The organism is Sphingorhabdus sp. Alg231-15, from assembly GCF_900149705.1.
Classification (GTDB): domain Bacteria; phylum Pseudomonadota; class Alphaproteobacteria; order Sphingomonadales; family Sphingomonadaceae; genus Parasphingorhabdus.
This window is the reverse complement of sequence record NZ_LT703001.1, coordinates 2,752,008-2,770,568: the sequence shown is the minus strand read 5'-3', so window position 1 is coordinate 2,770,568 and position 18,561 is coordinate 2,752,008. Positions and strand designations below refer to the sequence as shown.

17 protein-coding genes are annotated in these 18,561 nt (G+C 53.9%); 11 read left to right on the top strand and 6 right to left on the bottom strand.

Annotation, left to right across the window (positions count from 1 at the left end):
• Positions 1-29: 29 nt before the first annotated feature.
• The 8 genes from DG177_RS13605 (at position 30) to DG177_RS13570 (ending at position 8,693) form a co-directional block, all read left to right on the top strand.
• On the top strand, positions 30-1,409 hold the full coding sequence (locus DG177_RS13605; RefSeq protein ID WP_108811973.1) for an alpha/beta fold hydrolase: 1,380 nt from the start codon (positions 30-32) through the stop codon (positions 1,407-1,409).
• Complete coding sequence (locus DG177_RS13600) at positions 1,409-1,909, top strand: DUF3598 domain-containing protein (protein ID WP_108811972.1); 501 nt, start codon at positions 1,409-1,411, stop codon at positions 1,907-1,909. Before DG177_RS13605 ends, DG177_RS13600 begins: the two co-directional genes overlap by 1 nt.
• Complete coding sequence (locus tag DG177_RS13595) at positions 1,881-3,281, top strand: 3-isopropylmalate dehydratase large subunit (RefSeq protein ID WP_108811971.1); 1,401 nt, start codon at positions 1,881-1,883, stop codon at positions 3,279-3,281. Before DG177_RS13600 ends, DG177_RS13595 begins: the two co-directional genes overlap by 29 nt.
• On the top strand, positions 3,281-3,898 hold the full coding sequence (gene leuD / locus DG177_RS13590) for a 3-isopropylmalate dehydratase small subunit (RefSeq protein WP_108811970.1): 618 nt from the start codon (positions 3,281-3,283) through the stop codon (positions 3,896-3,898). The genes DG177_RS13595 and leuD overlap by 1 nt, the downstream gene beginning before the upstream one ends.
• Positions 3,895-4,827, top strand: coding sequence for a hydroxymethylglutaryl-CoA lyase (locus tag DG177_RS13585; RefSeq protein ID WP_108811969.1), 933 nt, complete (start codon positions 3,895-3,897; stop codon positions 4,825-4,827). Before leuD ends, DG177_RS13585 begins: the two co-directional genes overlap by 4 nt.
• A complete protein-coding gene (locus DG177_RS13580; protein WP_108811968.1) occupies positions 4,824-5,999 on the top strand; it encodes a CoA transferase in 1,176 nt (391 codons plus the stop codon). Before DG177_RS13585 ends, DG177_RS13580 begins: the two co-directional genes overlap by 4 nt.
• 85 nt (positions 6,000-6,084) lie before the next feature.
• On the top strand, positions 6,085-7,704 hold the full coding sequence (locus DG177_RS13575; RefSeq protein ID WP_108811967.1) for an FAD-dependent oxidoreductase: 1,620 nt from the start codon (positions 6,085-6,087) through the stop codon (positions 7,702-7,704).
• Between the two features lie 44 nt (positions 7,705-7,748).
• On the top strand, positions 7,749-8,693 hold the full coding sequence (locus DG177_RS13570; RefSeq protein WP_337658839.1) for an SDR family oxidoreductase: 945 nt from the start codon (positions 7,749-7,751) through the stop codon (positions 8,691-8,693).
• A 45-nt stretch (positions 8,694-8,738) separates the two neighbouring features.
• Here the strand turns inward: DG177_RS13570 and DG177_RS13565 are convergent, their stop codons facing one another.
• Genes DG177_RS13565 through DG177_RS13545 form a run of 5 tightly spaced genes read right to left on the bottom strand, consistent with a single transcriptional unit; the run spans position 8,739 to position 13,538 of the window.
• A complete protein-coding gene (locus DG177_RS13565; protein ID WP_108811965.1) occupies positions 8,739-9,368 on the bottom strand; it encodes an isochorismatase family protein in 630 nt (209 codons plus the stop codon).
• A 3-nt stretch (positions 9,369-9,371) separates the two neighbouring features.
• Positions 9,372-11,897 carry a TonB-dependent receptor domain-containing protein gene (locus DG177_RS13560; RefSeq protein WP_108811964.1) on the bottom strand — a complete coding sequence of 842 codons (2,526 nt, stop codon included), beginning with the start codon at positions 11,895-11,897 and terminating at the stop codon, positions 9,372-9,374.
• Between the two features lie 59 nt (positions 11,898-11,956).
• Positions 11,957-12,355 carry a nuclear transport factor 2 family protein gene (locus DG177_RS13555; protein ID WP_108811963.1) on the bottom strand — a complete coding sequence of 133 codons (399 nt, stop codon included), beginning with the start codon at positions 12,353-12,355 and terminating at the stop codon, positions 11,957-11,959.
• Positions 12,355-12,786, bottom strand: a complete 432-nt coding sequence (locus DG177_RS13550; RefSeq protein ID WP_108811962.1) for a nuclear transport factor 2 family protein — start codon at positions 12,784-12,786, stop codon at positions 12,355-12,357. Before DG177_RS13550 ends, DG177_RS13555 begins: the two co-directional genes overlap by 1 nt.
• The gene (locus DG177_RS13545) at positions 12,786-13,538 is read right to left on the bottom strand and encodes an aspartate/glutamate racemase family protein (RefSeq protein ID WP_108811961.1); all 753 of its coding nucleotides are present in this window, start codon (positions 13,536-13,538) and stop codon (positions 12,786-12,788) included. Before DG177_RS13545 ends, DG177_RS13550 begins: the two co-directional genes overlap by 1 nt.
• 116 nt (positions 13,539-13,654) lie before the next feature.
• Between DG177_RS13545 and DG177_RS13540 the strand changes: the two genes are divergently transcribed.
• Entirely contained in the window at positions 13,655-14,305 is a 651-nt protein-coding gene (locus tag DG177_RS13540) for an FCD domain-containing protein (RefSeq protein ID WP_108812978.1), read from the top strand.
• Position 14,306: 1 nt separating this feature from the next.
• On the opposite strand, the gene DG177_RS13535 is transcribed toward DG177_RS13540, so the two are convergent.
• Positions 14,307-15,488 (bottom strand): CoA transferase, encoded by a 1,182-nt coding sequence (locus tag DG177_RS13535; RefSeq protein WP_108811960.1) that lies wholly within the window; start codon positions 15,486-15,488, stop codon positions 14,307-14,309.
• 63 nt (positions 15,489-15,551) lie between these two features.
• Between DG177_RS13535 and DG177_RS13530 the strand changes: the two genes are divergently transcribed.
• The gene (locus DG177_RS13530; RefSeq protein WP_108811959.1) at positions 15,552-16,472 is read left to right on the top strand and encodes a hydroxymethylglutaryl-CoA lyase; all 921 of its coding nucleotides are present in this window, start codon (positions 15,552-15,554) and stop codon (positions 16,470-16,472) included.
• A gap of 30 nt (positions 16,473-16,502) precedes the next feature.
• On the top strand, positions 16,503-18,560 hold the full coding sequence (locus DG177_RS13525) for a hydantoinase/oxoprolinase family protein (RefSeq protein ID WP_108811958.1): 2,058 nt from the start codon (positions 16,503-16,505) through the stop codon (positions 18,558-18,560).
• The last annotated feature ends 1 nt before the right edge of the window (position 18,561 follow it).

Genomic DNA, 18,561 nt, shown 5'->3' with positions numbered 1-18,561 from the left:
AGACAAATTTGTCCGGACAAATTGGAAAAATGATCACACGCCACTTTATAGACATTGACCATAGCGGCAACATACGCCGCGTCCATTATCGCAAGGCCGGTAGTGGCCCTCCGCTGTTGATGGTGCATCAAAGCCCACGCAGCTCGAAAGAATATGAAGCACTAATGGAAAAATGGGCAGCACATTTCACCTGCATTGCCCCTGATACGCCGGGTTTTGGTCAATCTGATCCGCTCTCAGGTCATCCAGAAATCGTCGAATATGCAGATGCAGTTATCGATTTTCTTGACGCGCTGGGCATAAAAAAATGTGCAGCTTATGGTTTCCATTCCGGTGGAATCATTTTGGTAACGGCGGTCAAGCGTCATCCGAGTCGAATCACGACCCTGGCGGTTGGCGGCTATGCAATCTGGACGCCCGAAGAAATGGCGCTTTTCAGTGATCGCTATTTACCCGAGTTTCACCCCTCCGATTATGGTGAACATCTGACATGGTTGTGGAACCGCATTCTGGAACAAAGCTGGTTCTTCCCATGGTTTGCAACTGATGATGCCCATCGGCTTTCCGTTGCCAATGATGACCCCGCTCGGGTCGATGCGATTGTCCGGGAAATGCTTGATGCCGGTAATGCTTATCAAGCCGGCTATGGCGCCGTACTGCGCGCGCCGCGTGATATTCCAGCCGTGGACGCCGATGTCCCGCCTTGCCTGATCAGCGCATATGATGGTGATCCTTTGCAGGAGCATATCGATCGTCTGGGACAGATGCCTGCCAGCTGGAACGCACAAAAAGTTGCGACACCAGCAGATCATCAGGCGGTCAGTCTCTCTCATCTGCTCGTCACAGAAACGCCAATGGTTGATCATTTGCCTGAGGCCAGTGATGAAGGCTTTGTGGCGATCCACACAAAGGGTTTTGACGGCCTGATCCACTGGCGCGGTGATCGCACTGGCGACAAGCTTGACTTGCACGCCCCATCCTATGCTGTGGCGGGCAACCAACCAGCAGGACAGATTGCCATTGATCTGCCTGGCCACGGCCTGTCAGACAATTGGGCCGATGATACGCCTGTAACCTGGGCTTCCTGGGATGCGGTCATCGCTGCCGTCGCCGGTTCCCTTGGCACCAGTGAGATCGTCTATCCCACGCTACCCATCGGCGAACCAGAGAAACTTTATCCCGATCTGTCGCCTGATCGCTTCGGTAATTATCTTAACATGGCATGGCAGATTGTGCGTGCTCGTCATATGTTTGCGCCTTGGTACACGGTCGATACCGATCACGCGGTTGCTTTCGATGAACAGCATCTAGAGCCTGGAAATCTGGCCGCAGAGCATCTTGCCTTGATCAACGGTCACAGCGCCAGACAATATCATATTGCCCTCCAATCAAGACAAAAGGAAAACTAATGGGAATCAGAGAAGACATGCCGCTTTTGGCCCGCCACGAAGGCGTCTGGAATGGTACCTACACCTATTTCAATGCGCAGAATGAGAAAATTGACGAGCATGCCTCTCGCCTGCTTTGTCGATTCCCGGACGACGGTGATATACCTTATCATCAGACCAACCATTATACATGGGCTGATGGCAAAACAGAGATACGTGAGTTTCCAGCAGAATATCGAGACAAACGCGTATGGTGGGACAATGACCTGATCAAGGGCTGGGCTGCAGAAGTGCCGCTGGACGAATATAATCGCACTGTGATGCTATATTGGCAGCGGCAAGGCGATCCATCGCTTTATCTCTATGAACAGATCCAGATTTCCGACGAGGGCCAGAATCGTTGCCGAACATGGCACTGGATTAGAAACGGCTTGTTGGAAACGCGGACCGCGATACAGGAGACTTTTGTGACCAAGGACTGGCGCGGTGTTGATGCGGAAATGGAGGCTGCTTCTGCCTGAACCATCCACCCTGTTTGATGCATTATGGGATAGCCATGTGATCTCCGCCTTGCCAGGCGGGGGCGCATTGCTGGCGATTGATCGGGTGTTTCTGCACGAGCGCACCGGCGCGTCCGCATTGAACGCGCTGGCGGAAGCGGGGCGGACAGTAGCCGACCCTGCGCGTGTCTTTGCCGTTACTGACCATATTGTCGACACGCGGTCGGGGCGGACAGATAGGACCCTTATGCCTGGAGGGCAGGCGTTCATTACCGAGACTAGAGCTGCCACGAAAGCCGCTGGGATTACCTTGTTTGATGTAAACGATCCCGATCAAGGCATTGTCCACGTGATTTCACCGGAAATGGGGATCGTGTTACCAGGTTGTACATTGGTGGCGCCCGATAGCCATACGTGCACCCAAGGCGCCTTTGGAGCGCTCGCATGGGGAATCGGCTCGTCGGAAGCAGAACATGCGATGACAACCGGAACGCTGCGATTGAACAAGCCAAAGTCCATGCGGGTTCGGTTTTCTGGCGCACTATCAAAAGGCGTCACGCCCAAGGACATGATCATGACCTTGATCGCCCGGCATGGCGCTGCCGGTGGCAAGGGGCACGCGGTCGAATTTGCCGGAGACGCTGTTCGGGCACTGGATATGGAAGGACGGATGACCCTGTGTAATATGGCCACGGAATTTTCCGCAATGTCCGGGTTTATTGCTCCTGATGTCAAAACTTTCGCATATCTTGAGGATCGTCATTATGCGCCGAAGGGTTCAGATTGGAAGCAGGCAGTTGAGCATTGGAAAAAACTGACAAGTGGCACAAACGCTGTTTTCGACACCGATATTGAAATCGATGCCGGTGACATAACTCCAATGGTAAGTTGGGGAACCAGTCCAGAACACAGCATCAGTATAAGTGGGTCTATCCCGGACGACGCAAGCCAGCAACCGCTCGATTATATGGCATTGCAAAAGGGGCAAGGCCTTGCCGGAACACCAATTGACGCCGCCTTCATTGGAAGCTGCACCAACAGCCGCCTGTCCGATCTGCGGCGAGCCAGCGCATTACTGAAAGGCAAAAAAATTGCCAATCAGATCAAAGCCATCTGCGTCCCGGGCTCTTCCCGCGTCAAACGCGAAGCGGAAGCGGAAGGGATAGACGTGATTTTCCGCGATGCCGGGTTTGAATGGCGGGAAAGCGGTTGCTCGATGTGCTTCTATGCTGGCGGCGAGAGTTTTGATGCCGGATCGCGGGTCATATCAACGACCAACCGCAATTTTGAAAGTCGTCAGGGGCCGGGCGTCAAAACCCATATTGCGAGCCCGGAAACGGTTGTCGCTAGTGCGCTGGCCGGAGCGATTTCCGATGTCCGGGAGCTATTGTGATGGCAGAACCGTTCACCTCCCTTACCTCGCTGGCGATGCCGCTGATGCGCGATAATATCGACACGGACCAGATCATCCCCTCACGAGAGATGAAAAGCACCGGCAAGACAGGTCTTGCTGATGGTCTGTTTGCTGGATGGCGCTATACAAGCATCGGCGGTCGCGAAGCCGACGCCACTTTCGTTCTGAATGATCCCGACTATGCAAACAGCCAGATCATCCTTGGCGGCGCAAATTTCGGTTGTGGGTCGAGCCGCGAGCATGCCGTCTGGGCTTTGGCGGAATATGGATTTCGCGCGGTCATCGCCCCAAGTTTCGCTCCGATTTTTGCGGGCAATTGTGTCCGCAACGGCATATTGCCAGCCGTGATTAATGCGGATGCCATTGCGATGATGGCAAAAGCCGACCGTACCGTTACCATCGACTTGCCAACGCAGAAGATCAGCATCGACAATGAACAGAGCTGGTCCTTCCCGATTGACGACGAAGCCAAGGCAATGTTGCTGGAGGGGCTGGACGCGATCGACCTCAGTTTAAAAATGGCCGAGGACATTGCCAGTTGGCAAGCGGCTGACCGTGCAAAGCGACCATGGATTTACCTAGGAGCCAATCAATGACAACTTCCGTAACAATCAGCGAAGTGGGACCGCGCGACGGCTTACAAAGCGTGGATGCTGTTATGCCGACCGAAGCCAAAAAGGCCTGGATCAAGGCGGAAGCAGACGCCGGTGTCAGCGAGATTGAAGTGGGCAGCTTCGTACCGCCTGCGCTGCTCCCTCAAATGGCGGATACGGCGGAGATTGTCGCCTATGCCAAGACGCTCCCTGACCTTGATGTCGTCACGCTGATCCCGAACCTGAAAGGCGCAGAACGAGCCATCGCCGTTGGTGTCGACAAAATGTCGATCCCATTTTCCATGTCCGAAACTCATAGCATCAAGAATGTGCGTAAGGATCATCGAGCAATGCTCGCCGAGATCAAGGCTATTGCGGAGCTGGTCGCCGCCCAGCCGGATGGACAGCGCCCTCATTTTGAAGTGGGCCTTTCCACGGCTTTTGGCTGCACGTTGGAAGGAACTGTAAGCGAAGACCAAGTTGCACGGCTTGCAGAAGCAGCCATGGAGGCCGGTGTTGCCGAGGTCGGCCTCTCCGATACCACTGGCTATGCCAATCCAGCACAAGTCACGCGCATGGTGCGGCAGATCAAGGCAACGATCGGCAGCGACAAGCTCAACACACTGCATTTGCACAATACCCGCGGCCTCGGCCTCGCCAACGTCATGGCCGGCCTGGCAGAGGGCATTACCACCTTTGATGCTTCCCTGGGCGGCTTGGGCGGTTGTCCGTTCGCACCTGGCGCGTCGGGCAATATTGTCACGGAGGATCTGGTTTTCATGCTTGAAGCAATGGGCCTTGATACGGGAATCAATCTCGATAAGTTATTGAAAGTAAGAGATATCATTGCAGAGGCCCTGCCTGGCGAACCGCTTTATGGCTTCACGCCGGACGCCGGTCTCCCGCTGGGCTTTGAGAGCGCGGCAGCATGAGCGCTCCCACACCATTAGCCGGCCTTAAGGTCATTGAGTTTACCCATATGGTAATGGGACCAGCGGTTGGCGCGATCCTGGCATCCCTCGGAGCAAAAGTGACCCGGATCGAACCTATTGGGGGCGACCGGACCCGCAATCTGGTAGGCTCCGGTTCTGGCTATTTCCCAATGTATAACAGGCATAAGAAAAGCATATCGCTCAACCTGAAAGATCCGGACGGGCTTGGTATCGCAAAGCAGCTAGTCGAAAGCGCGGATATTCTGGTGGAAAACTACCGGCCGGGTGCGATGGACCGGTTGGGTCTTGGTTATGAGGAACTCTCCAGAACCAATGAGCGGCTCATCTACGCCTCGGAAAAAGGCTTCCTCCCAGGCCCTTATGAAAATCGCACTGCCCTTGATGAGGTGGCTCAAATGATGGGCGGCCTCGCCTATATGACCGGACCACCCGGACAACCGCTACGTGCAGGGTCCAGTGTCATCGACGTAACCGGCGGGATGTTCGGGGTAATCGCGATACTGGCAGCGGTCGAAGAACGCCATCGCACCGGCAAGGGACAGAAGGTTCAAAGCTCACTCTTTGAAACAACCGTCTACTTGATCGGACAGCATATGGCGCAACTGGCCGTGACCGGCAAAGCGGCTGATCCGATGCCTGCACGGATTTCCGCCTGGGCGATTTATGATGTGTTTCAGACCAAGGACGAACCGATCTTCATCGGCGTGGTCACTGATGCATTATGGGAAAAATTCTGCAGGCTGTTCGGGCTAGATCATCTGTGGGCCGATGAAAGCATCCGTGAAAATAACAACCGTGTGGCCGCACGCGACCGGATTATGCCCGAGATTCGCGATCTTATCGCTGGCTTTAGCCGCGATGAACTAATAGCAAAACTCGAGGGCACAGGCCTGCCATTTGCACCGATCGCGCGTCCTGAAGATATGTTTGACGATCCGCACCTCAATGCAAGCGGTGGACTGGAACCTGTAACGCTCGCTAGTGGCGGGCAAACCAAGCTGCCATCGCTTCCTATCGAAATGAGCGGATCTCGGCCATCTTCTCCCGCCAGCCTTTCGGATGTCGGAGAGCATAGCGATAGCATTTTGACTGAACTCGGGTTGGGCACCGAAGAGATACGTGCACTAAGAGACGCAGGTACCGTCGAATAGCACAACAATCTTAGATCAAAACTAACAGTGGCCCGATCGGGGCCATCTCCCTTATCTTCTCCTTCAACAGGGGAGAAAAAGAACGATGACCACGGATGTCCTCATCATCGGCGCAGGCGCGGCAGGATTGAGTGCAGCGCTGGCTGCTCATGAATCAGGTGCCAGCGTCACGATCATCGAAAAGCAGCCGAAGCTGGGCGGCACAGCCGCTATATCCGGCGGAATCGTCTGGATACCAGGCAACCGGCAAATGCGCGTTCACGGCATTGAAGACAGCTCGGCAGATGCGCTCGCCTATTTCCGTTCCCTGGACCAAGGTGATATTGATGACGCCACCTTATCCGCTTTTGTCAAAGAAGGCCCCAGCGCACTTGCTTTTCTTGAAGACCTCGATGCTGCCCGCCTGAGCCTGCTCGAAGGCTATCCTGACTATTATCTTGATCGGCCCGGAGCCAAACCAGATGGCGGCCGCGCACTCGACAATGACCTGTTCGATTTTTCAGCGCTTGGTGATTGGGCAAGCAAGATTTTTGAACATGGGCCCGCCCCCCGCATGATGCTGCGCGAAACGCCGCTGGGGGGCGGCACAGGCCAAGTCGATCCTGCCGAGATGGCGCGCCGCGAATCCGGCGATCTGCGTGGCTGGGGTCAAGCTTTGATTGGACGCTTGCTAAAAGCGTGCCTCGACCGGAATATCGAACCGTTGCTCGATGTTGGTGGTTACCGTCTGATTGTCGAGAATGGCCGGGTAACCGGAGCAACTGTGCATCAGAATGATGAAGAGATCACCATCCATGCACAACAGGGTGTGATTATCGCCACTGGCGGCTTCGAATGGAATGAAGAACTGAGACAGGCTTTTCTCCGCGGACCCTTGGACGCCCCCGCTTCTCCGCCGGGAAACCAGGGTGATGGTCTGAAAATGGCGATGGCTGCCGGAGCAAGTCTCGGAAATATGACCAGCGCATGGTGGATGCCCACCCTCTCCATGCCCGAGGCGAAATGGGAAGGAGGGGAGCAGCGTGCGATGCCGGTACTGATTGAACGCACCTTACCGCACACGATCCTGGTCAACCGTTCCGGCCAACGTTTTTGCAATGAGGCCAATAACTATTCCGCTTTGGCTGGTGCTTTCCATCAGTTCGATCCTGCAACTTACTCACGCCCCAATTTACCGGCATATCTGATTTTTGATCAGCAATATCTGTCCCGCTATCCAATCGCCTCGGTCATGCCGGGTGACCCCGTGCCGGATTGGATCGCAAGCGCCGAAACTGTGCAAGACCTCGCAGAAAAAATCGGTGTGGACAGCGTGGAGCTGGAGCAAACCGTCACCAGATTCAACGCCCACGCCATTAAGGGCCATGATCCCGATTTTGGTCGCGGTGAAAGTGACTATGACCGGTTCTATGGCGACCGCTCGAGGGAAGGAGCGTCCGCGACATTAGGTCCAATTACCACCGGCCCATTTTATGCAGTGGAAATCCGCATGGGAACACTGGGCACCAATGGCGGGGCAAGAACTGACGGATCAGCGCAAATACTCGATCATAACGGAGAACCGATCCCTGGGCTGTTCGGCGCGGGCAATGTGATCAGCTGTCCGACTGGCGGCATTTACGCAGGGGCTGGCGGAACACTCGGTCCGGCGCTGACCTTTGGATATATAGCCGGGCGTGCAGCAGCGCGGCGTTCCAACATCTGAACGAAATCAAAGATACCTAAGAAGAGGATAGGACTATCAAGATATTGACCATCGGCGCGACTGGCGACCAAGGACATCCATTGCTCCAGCGACTGTTGGAAGCGGGCATGCATCCTGTTGCAGCATTGCGTAACCCGGCAGCACTTGCCAACACATCATTTGCTGATGTCCAAACCGTATCTGCCGATCTGTATGACAAGCAGTCCTTGATCGCCGCAGCACAGGACATGGATGCCATTGCCATGCATCTGCCCTTCGTCTTTGACCTGAAAAAGGCCGCCCAGTTGGGCCGCAACGTCGCAGCTGCCGTCAAGGATAGCAGCGTCCGGAAAATTGTTTTCAACACAAGCTGTTATGTCGCTGATGAAGACAATGGCAACCCGGCCCATGATGGACGCCGGGCGATTGAACAAGCGATTATCGATAGCGGTGTGGAATATGCGATTTTTGAAACTAAGGTCTTCATGGACAACATGATCCGCAGTTGGAACAAACCCTCGATCGTCAATAGTTCAATATTTGCTTATCCGGCGAAACCGGACTTGAAGATTTCATGGATCTGCCTCGATGACGTCGCCGCCTTCATGGTCGAAGCCCTGCAAAATGATGATCTGTCCAGCGGGCGTTATGCTATTGGCGGACCACAAGCCTTGATCGGCGATGAGGTTGCCGAGATTCTCAGCGAAGTGGCTGACAAACCAGTCACCTTTAAAAGCATGTCACCGGATGAGTTTGCGTCCGCCATGAGCTTGTTGGTTACCGGTTCAGCGACGGTCGAACCCAAATCCATTTATAGCGGCATGGCGAGCTTCTACAGCTTTTACAATGAGCAACCGATATCGCCGCTCATTGCTGATATCGATGAAATGGCAAAATTTTTCAAAACCCGGCCGACACCACTGGCAGAGTGGGCAGCGAAGCAGGATTGGACCGATCCAGTCGATCCAGCGCTTAAGATTAGAATGGCTGGCATGCAAACAGCCACCTAGTGGGCGGATCGATTGTTCTGCTTCCAAAATCTGTCGCGTGAGTGATCAGAGCCTCACCTGGTCCAGATATTCGATGATTTTTGCACTCGGCATGACATCCGCATATTTCGCCTGCATATCAAACAAATTGGCTTTGTGGGGAGCCTCATGCCGATCGCCCACCGCATCCTCGGCGATGATCGGAATGAAGCCGTGCGAACAACAATCGACGCAGCTTGCCCGCACACAGCCGCTGGTCGACAGGCCGGTAATGATCAGGCTGTCATTGCCGTTGGCTGTGAGCGTCGACGCCAGCGATGTGCCGAAAAATGCACTGGGATAATGTTTGGTGATCACCAATTCATCGTCCGAGGGCTCCAGCCCGCTGGGCCAGGCGCCCATTGGATGACCAGCAACAAAATTCTCTAGCGGTGGGACTTTCTGCGCAAACCGACCACCATCAATCATCGATTGGGTATAGCTTACATTGGTATAGATAATCAGGAGGCCCGCATGACGCGCCGCATTACGGAGTTTCAATGCGTTTTGCAGTGCATCCTCAACCCCAGCGTAAAGCGCGCAGGACGGATCAAAATAGGCTTCGACGAAATCAATGAGTATCAGTGCAGGTTTTGCACCAAATCCCATTGATCCGTCGAAGACCCCCCCGTAATTATCCGCCGGACCATCCGTCATCGATCAGAATTTATACCCGACTTCTACTCCAAAGCGCCGCAGATTGCCCGGTGACAGGAATGACCCGCCAAATTCGATCGCAGGAATAACTTCGTTGAGATATTTGCGGTTGAGCAGATTGTCGGCAAATGCTGTGATATTCCAGTTGTCTCCTTCAAGACCAAAGCGCAGGTCGAGTACACCGAAAGCTTCCCGTTCGGTTATTGAATAATCCGCATCACCAACAAAGGCTGGTAGCGCCAGAGCAGAACCAGGCAGTAACCCGCTAAACAGGGTTGGACTGGTATTATTCTGAACCGAGTGGAACCATGTCGGACCGGTAATCCGATAATCCGCACGCATGACAAGATCAAAGTCATTCGCAATCGGTGCGACAACCTGTGTTCCGATATTTATCGTATAGTCCGCGGTGTAAGGCGATTTGTTGCCCACGGTATTGGGACGCGAGGCATTGGCCTTGATCTCGCTCTCGGTCACGTTAACCGCACCGAATATGTCCCAGCCTTCCACGATTTCGGCATTTGCGTTGAATTCCAAACCGTATAGCTCGACTTCATCGATATTGGAAACCACACGCAAAAGACCGAAACCGCCGACGAAGAACTCGAAAAACTGCATGTCATCGACATCGGTATAATAGCCCGCCAGATCGAAGGTAATTCGGCCATTGGCAACTGACCCTTTAAAACCGGCTTCAAACGCACTGGATGTTTCCTTGCGGAAGATATCGTTGATCAGGACATTTGTGCCAATGAACTGGTTGAAATTCTGATCCACAATTGCAGCTGAACCCTGATTGTTGAAACCACCGGATTTAAATCCAATGCCCCAGTTTGCATAGAAATTGATATCATCGGTCAGCCCGTAACGCAGCGACAATTTGGGCTGAAGCTGCTTGAATGTTTCCGACTGGTCAGGAATGGCGCCAAAAGCCTGGCCCGGGTTGATTGGCGTTCCTGTAATCGGGTCAGTTGCCAGCGGAACCTGACTTGAGACTTCACGGTCTTCAATGTCATAGCGCAAGGCCAATCCGATGTCGAAATTGTCCGCAACCTCGTAGTCCAGTGAACCAAATACAGCATAAACATTGGTGTTGAAGTTATCGGCGAATAGTTGGGATGTCGGATTGGCACTATTGGGATCGTTGAACAGCTCGCGGATCACGCCCTGCCCTAGATCTGCCCCCAGGCTGACCCCAACATCGCGGTCGATATTCAGGAAATAACCGCCAATCTGCCAACCGAGCGGGCCATCGCCATTGGACGCCAGGCGGACTTCGGCACTGATATCGGTCTGTTCGCGAATCTGGAATTGGGTGCCGTCGCAAGTTGTCGGACTATAAGGCCCAAATGTCGAACCATTGGCCGGATCAAATATAAACGGTACCGGGCTCGTGCCGATAAACCCGGGCTGATTGACCGGAAAGCCTGTCAGCGCTGCGGTTGAACCGAAGCAATTGTTGGAGGCATCTATCGAAGCCTGTGTCGCACCCGGGAAAGTATATCGTGCGAAATCAGCAGACGTACCATCAGCGGTCAGCGCCTGATCAACATCGGCATAAAGCGCCCAAGCTGTCAATGTCGCAAAATCAAACTCATGGGTGAGTTTCACAGAGGCTTCAAATGTCTGCTGTTCATTAGTCGGACGAATATTGGAATAATAGTTGAACGGGTGATCGTTCACGTCTTCAAAGAAGGCCGGGTTAGTCGCTGCGAAATTGGGCAGATGAAATGCGGCATTGAAATTGATCGACGCGCCTGAGAGATCCGCATAGCGGGCTTTCACATCCACTTCCGTGTCAGGACCGAGTTCAGCAACAAAGCGTCCGTCAACCGACCAAGTCTCCTGATCATCAACCACTTTGCGGTTATCAAGGAAGCTGTTCCGGTAAAAGCCGTCTGTGGTATTGTAGGAGCCAGAAAGCACAACACCTGCACTGTCCCCAATGGGCGCTGAGACATAAGCGGATGCTTTGTAGGTATTGTCTTCCGCTGCGCTCAACCGAACCCCGCCTTCCAATTCATCACCTGGTTTCAAGGTTTGAATGACAATCGCACCGGCCGCCGCATTGCGACCGTAAAGCGCTCCTTGCGGACCTTTCAGAATTTCGATCTGGCGCAAGGTGCCCTGATCCTGATTGAGTTGCGCAGTATTGGTTTTCAGGATGCCATCCACCACAAGAGCAACCGAGCTTTCAGCGTCACGTGCGCCGTTAATGCCGCGAATATTAATCTGGGTATCACCGGCCTCTGCGGTGCCACTGACGATGGTGACCCCAGCGGTGAGTTGAACAAACTCATCGGCCTGCTCGATACCGGTCCGTTCAAGCGTTTCGGCCGTGAACACCGTGATGGATGCAGGCACCTCGGCCAGCAATTCATCCTGTCGCCGGGCCGTGACGATAATGACATTGCTATCATCGCCTTCGCTGGCAGCCTGATCGTTAGCTGATTGGGCCAGAGCCGGGTTGAAGCTCACCAGAGCAGCAAATCCTGCTGAAAGTGAAAGAGCTGTTTTGAAGCGATACATGTTGTTTTTCCTTCCCTGAATGGAATGATGTGCAGACCTTGTGGCCCGTCACATTGATTTTATACGAGGACGTTCTCTCCGCTCATGTAGACATAGACTTCTTGAAATTTGCCATCGCGCATACGCCAGAAATTGGTGTTGTTGAGCAATGTTACATTGCCGTCCGCATCGGTCAGCTCAGCGACAAAGCTGGCTGCAATCCGGCCGTTGGCTTCATCAACCGTGCAATTGAAATCGCGGTGGACGATCGTTTCATAGGCTCCAAAAAAATCCTCGAACATACGCTTGATTTCAGCCTTGCCCGAGTGGCGAGTGAAGCTGGTCTGGACGCAGAACAAAGCTTCGTCATGAAAACATGCCAACGCAGCGTCCATGTTTTTTGCATCAACATTGCCGAAATAGGTTTTTGTCGCAAATTCAATCAATGCTGCGCGAGACAAGCCGGGTTCATACTGCATCAGGCGTCTCCCTCTTTGAGCAGGTTGTCACCGCTCATATAGACAAAGACATGCTGGAACAGCCGGTCCTTGCAATAGAAACGGTTGCAATTTTCGTAACGCAATTGCTCACCACCATTGGGGGTGATCAATACTGTGAACTGCGAACAGACTGCATTGGTATCGGGGTCAGCTGTATGGACGAAATTCCCATGCCAGATTGACTCAAAATCCGCGAACAGCTTTTCGAACATCGCGCGGATCGCATCGCGACCTTCGTGGATTGTGTTGGAAGTCGCTTCATGCAAGATCGCGTCCGGCGCGAAACAGTTCAGCACCTGCGTCATGTTCTTGTTATCGACACCGTCGAAATAGCGCTTTGTTACAATATCGATGTAAAAGGGATAAGGCAGCGGAACCTGCCCTGCCATGCCTGGAGTCCAGTCAGCCATTAATACCATCCTTTTCTGATATCATCATCTTTGGGCACTTCAGGTGCCGGAAATGCCTTCTTGCTGTGAGTCAGGCCGAGCTCGATCAGCGTCTCGAGAAATTTATAGGCAACCTGTCCCGGATTCAGCACCGGTATAGGCAGGTTGTCATCAAGATATTTTGCCGACTGATGCATTGTAGTGGAGCCCAGCACGATGACATCCGCGCCGTCTTCTTCCATTGCCGCCGTAGCCTCGGCTTTCAACTTGTCGAAGATCACTTCTTCCTTACCGGCAAGCAACTCGGTAACGTCAGGGCGTGTTTCAATCGACCGCAGTGACGCAACCCGTTCCCACCAACCATATTCGGTCAGGGTTTTCTCATAGAGCGGGAACCATTCTGGCCACATCGTTAGCACTGTGAATTTCTTGCCCAGCATCATCGCGGCGGCAAATGCCGCTTCACCAGGACCGACGACAGGAATTGAAAGCCGGGAACGCAAGGCCCGCATTCCACTGTCGCTGACGGTATCAATCAGAACACCAGCATAGCCTTCCTCTTCCGCCTTGATACCGGCCTGAAAAACGGTCCAATCCATTAACATCGTATCATGATAGCTGTCGCCCAGAGCGGCGCCCCATGGGACGGCCACGAATTCAGGCGCGAAACCGCCACGAACAAAATCGGCAGGCAATTGTTCGGCACGGGCAGAGACACCGGCTTCATCCATCGGGATCGGAACGATGACTTTGATGCGTTTTGGATCAGGCATAGGTTGACAAATCTCCCTATTGCACTTCTATTGTATACAAAATCGCTCCGTCAAGCAGAAACTGTTCGTACTGCAACTAAGACTAGTCCAACCCTCCAACAAATATGATCGATCCAATGATGCCCGCTTCCGAAACTGCTTATCAAAAGATCCGTACTTTCATCCTGCAAGGCCAGGCTATCCCAGGCATGCAATTGACCGAGGAGAAACTGTCGGAAATATCAGGTGTATCGCGGACCCCGGTGCGTGATGCCGTCCGGCGGTTGGAAAACGAAATGCTGGTTGTCCGCAGCGCTTCCAAGAGACTGTTTGTGGCTGACTGGTCCGAAGGTGAAGTCGATGAGATGTTTACTCTGCGTGCCATGTTGGAAGCCCATGCTGCTGCCCGAGCGGCGCGCCGGATTGACGACGACACGCTAGAACTGTTGCACAACATCAACACCGAGCTGAAGGATGCCGTCAATCAGTCTCCACCTGATATAACATCCTTTCTGGAAGCCAACCGTCGCTTTCATGATCTGATTTTGGAATGCGCGCAATCGCCACGCTTAAGCAAGCTGATGCCCGCATTGGTCGAGCAGCCTGTTGTGCGGCAAACGGCACATCAATATACAAAGACTCAGCTCAACCAGTCTGCTGTTGACCATGACGAACTGATCGCCGCTTTTACCGCCAAAGATGAAGATTGGGCCAAATCAGTGATGACGAGCCATATCCGACGGGCATTTCATTCGTTCAGCATGACAGCCGTCTCGAAACCCCAGTAAATCAGATGATACCGCGATCTTGCAGATCCGCCAGCTTGGTGCTGTCCATGCCGAGTAGCTCGCCATAAATCGCTTCATTATGAGCCCCCAGTTCAGGACCAATGGTCTCGATCTTTCCTGGCGTGTCAGACAATTTTGGAGCAACATTCTGCATCACGAAGTTTTCATGCTGCGGATGATCCATCGCGACCAAGGCGTCGCGCGCTTCGAAATGCGGGTCGGCCAGCATTTCGGGCGCGCGATATATATTACCCGCAGGAACTCCATTTTTTTCACATAAATCAAGCACTTCCTGACTGGAAAGCGTTTTGGTCCAGTTGTTGACGATCACGTCAAGCTCGGTCTGATGCTCACCGCGGGCGACATGTGTCGCATAGCGTGGATCATCACCAAGCTCTGGTTGCCCCATCATCGCCGACATACGCTTCCAGACACTGTCCTGGTTTCCGCCGATCAGGACGCTGCCATCTCTGGTCTCATAAACATTAGACGGCGCAATTTTCGGAAGAATCGAGCCAGTGCGCTCGCGGATATGGCCGGCAACAGTATATTCCGCAACGGTGGACTCCATATTGGCGAGCACAGCTTCATAGATGGCAGAATCGACCACTTGCCCCTTGCCAGTCACGTGCCGGTGATGCAGCGCCATCATCGCGCCAAGACAGGCATAGGTCGCCGCTAACGAGTCGCCAATAGACAGGCCTGCACGGCTTGGCGGACGATCTGGTTCACCCGCAATATAGCGCATGCCGCCCATGGCTTCGCCAATAGAGCCATAGCCTGCGCGCGAGGCATAGGGCCCGGTCTGGCCATAGCCGGAAACGCGAATCATGATCAGCGCCTGATTAATTGCGCTTAGCGCATCATAACCAAGGCCCCATTTTTCCATTGTACCGGGGCGGAAATTTTCGAGCAAAAAATCGCTTTTTTCGACCAGCTTTTTGACAATCTCTTGCCCTTCTTTCTCACGCAAATTTAGAGTGATGGACTTTTTATTGCGCCCGACGACGGAGAACCAAAGCGGAATTCCCTGCCCCCAACTGCGCATCGCATCGCCGACCTTAGGCGGTTCAATCTTTATGACCTCTGCGCCATGGTCACCCATCAGCTGACCACAAAAGGGACCGGCAATAAGTTGCCCCATTTCGATCAACCGGAGTCCGGTAAGTGCCCCTTGCGCCATTAAAAAACCTCCTGCATGATGCTTTTGCTATACAAAGCACAACATGGATTGTATACAATTTCTATGGCACATGAAAACCCCATATCTGTCGATATCGTCGAAGTCGGTCCGCGTGACGGGCTCCAGAACGAGCCGGATATCATATCCACGGCCGACAAGCTGGGTCTGATCAATCACATGATCGATGCGGGTATCCGTCGCATGGAGGTAGCAAGTTTCGTCCATCCCAAGCGCGTTCCACAAATGGCAGATGCAGAAGCTGTTATCGCCGGACTGCCTGACCGCGAAGACATGTCCTATATTGGGCTGTGCCTCAACAAACGCGGTGTCTTGCGGGGACTTGCGACGAAAGAGGGAGGCAATCGCGGTATTGACGAAGCTGGTTGTGTGATCGTCGCCAGCGATACTTTCGGCGAGAAGAATCAGGGCCAGACCATCGAAGAAGGTATAAGGGAGAATCGCGAGATGATCCGCTTCGCCAAGGGAGAGGGCTTGAAAGCGCAGGTCACCATCTCTGCCGCCTTTGGCTGCCCCTTTGAGGGCCATGTCCCGCCCGAAACCGTCCTCAACATTGCCAGTGAAATGGCAGAAGAAGAACCGCTCGAAATCGCACTTGCTGACACTATTGGTGTTGGTGTTCCGGGTCAGGTCGAAGAATTATTTGGCCGTCTCAAAGAGATATTGCCCGATCACATCACGATGCGCGCACATTTCCATGACACACGCAATACCGGTATTGCCAATGCCTGGGCTGCGGTCCGGTCGGGCGTATCCACACTGGATGCAAGCCTTGGAGGTCTTGGTGGCTGCCCGTTCGCTCCCAATGCGACCGGCAATATCGCAACCGAGGATCTAATCAACCTGCTTGACCGTTCGGCAATCAATCATGGTGTCGATCTGGCAAAAGCCATCTCTACCAACCAATGGTTCGAGACAATAATGAAACGCCCTTTGCCATCGCTTGTCGCAAGGGCCGAAGCCTGAATGCATAAATTATAAGAGAGAGACTGATATATGGGGTATCGACTAGGCGTTGATGTCGGGGGAACCTTTACCGATCTATTGCTGTTCAATGATGAAACCGGACAATTCTGGCGAACCAAAACGCCGTCCACACCCCATGACAGTTCAGAAGGCATATTAAATGGCGTGAACGCCATTTGCGATGATGCCAATGTTAAGGCCAGTGAGATAGAATATTTCCTGCACGGCACCACCGTCGCCACCAATGCCGTGCTGGAAGGCAAAGGCGCAAAAGTCGGTCTGATCACGACCGAGGGCTATCGCGATATCATGCAGATTGCGCGGAGCTTTGTACCTGGCGGGCTTGCTGCTTGGATTATCTGGCCCAAGCCACAGCCTCTGGCGGCGCTGGAAGATACGGTGACCGTGAAGGAACGTATGGATGCCGATGGCAATGAGGTGCGGCCTTTGGATGAAGCCAGCGTTACGACGGCTATCGAATATCTCAAAAAACAAGGGGTGGAAGCGGTCACGGTCTCGTTGATGAACGCCTATACCAATGGCGCGCATGAAAGCCGGATCGGCGAGATGATTGCGGCGGAAATGCCAGACGTGCCCTATTCATTGAGCCACGAAGTGCTTCCCGAAATGCAGGAATATGAGCGGACGCTGACAACGGTCGCCAACGCAGCCGTGCGGCCAGTGGTCGGCCACTATGTCTCCAATCTGCGCGCCAAGCTGGCTGATGCCGGCATGGCGGGGCGCTTCTCGCTGCTGCGCTCTGATGGCGGTTTGATGTCATCGCAAAAAGCGGAAGAGCATCCGGTCAACATCCTGATGTCCGGTCCTGCAGGCGGCGTCACCGGAGCTGTCTGGGTAGCGAAAAATGCAGGACTGAAAAATATCCTGACGCTCGACGTTGGCGGGACCTCGACCGACGTGGCGTTGATTGAAAATCTTGAACCGCGGCGGGTTCGAACGACTGAGGTCGGTCATCTTTCCGTGCGTGCTTCTTCGCTGGACGTGAAAACAGTAGGCGCTGGCGGTGGTTCGATTGCCTATGTGCCGGAACTGACCGGAGCCTTGCGCGTTGGTCCGCAATCGGCGGGCGCAGTGCCGGGCCCGGTAGCCTATGGCAAGGGCGGCGAGGAGCCGACGGTTACCGATGCTAATGTCGTGCTAGGCTATCTGCCGGAGAACCTGCTCGGTGGCTCTTTCCAGCTCGATCGCGAAGGCGCGAAAAAGTCGGTCCAGAAAATCGCAGATGCGCTGGGCATTGACCTGATGGCGGCGGCGCGCGGCATCATCGATATTGTGAACGAAAATATGTTCGGGGCACTGCGGATGATCTCCGTTCAGCAAGGCTATGACCCGCGGCACTTTGCCCTCATGGGCTTTGGAGGAGCCGGGCCACTGCATGTCAACGCGGTCGCCAGACTTATGGGCAGCTGGCCAGCGGTATCGCCAGTTTCGCCCGGCGTGCTTTGCGCCTTAGGTGATGCAACAACTCGGATGCGCACGGAGACGGCGCGGTCCTTCTCAAAGCTAGCCACCAATACCGATGCGTCAGAATTGATCGGTATTTTGAAAGACATGGCTGACCAGACTCGTGCAGAATTGCTGTCAGACGGTGTCGCAGAAGAGGATATTGCCAGCGAATTTGAAGTCGATGTCCGTTATGCTGGGCAGGCTTTTGAAGTGCCTCTCACGATCACGCCGGAAGTACTCGAACAGGACGGCATCGAAGGCATATTGGCTCGCTTCGATGAAGAGCATCATCGATTGTTTACCTTCAACATGGACACACCGCATGAGATTGTGAACCTGCGTGCTGTCGCCATGGGCCAGTCACTCAATCTGCCCGCTGCAGAGCTACCCAAGGGCAATGGCGATCCATCAGACGCAAAAATCCGGGACCACAAATTGTGGATGGATGGTGCAGAACAGAATGGTGCGATTTATGATCGCGCCAAACTCAAACAAGGTGATGTCATCACAGGCCCCGCCATCGTGGTGGAGATGGACTCCACCACCCTGATCGAAACAGGCTGCATCGGCGAAGTGGACGCGGTCGGCAATATCCTCATCAATCTGGCGGAGGGACAGTAAA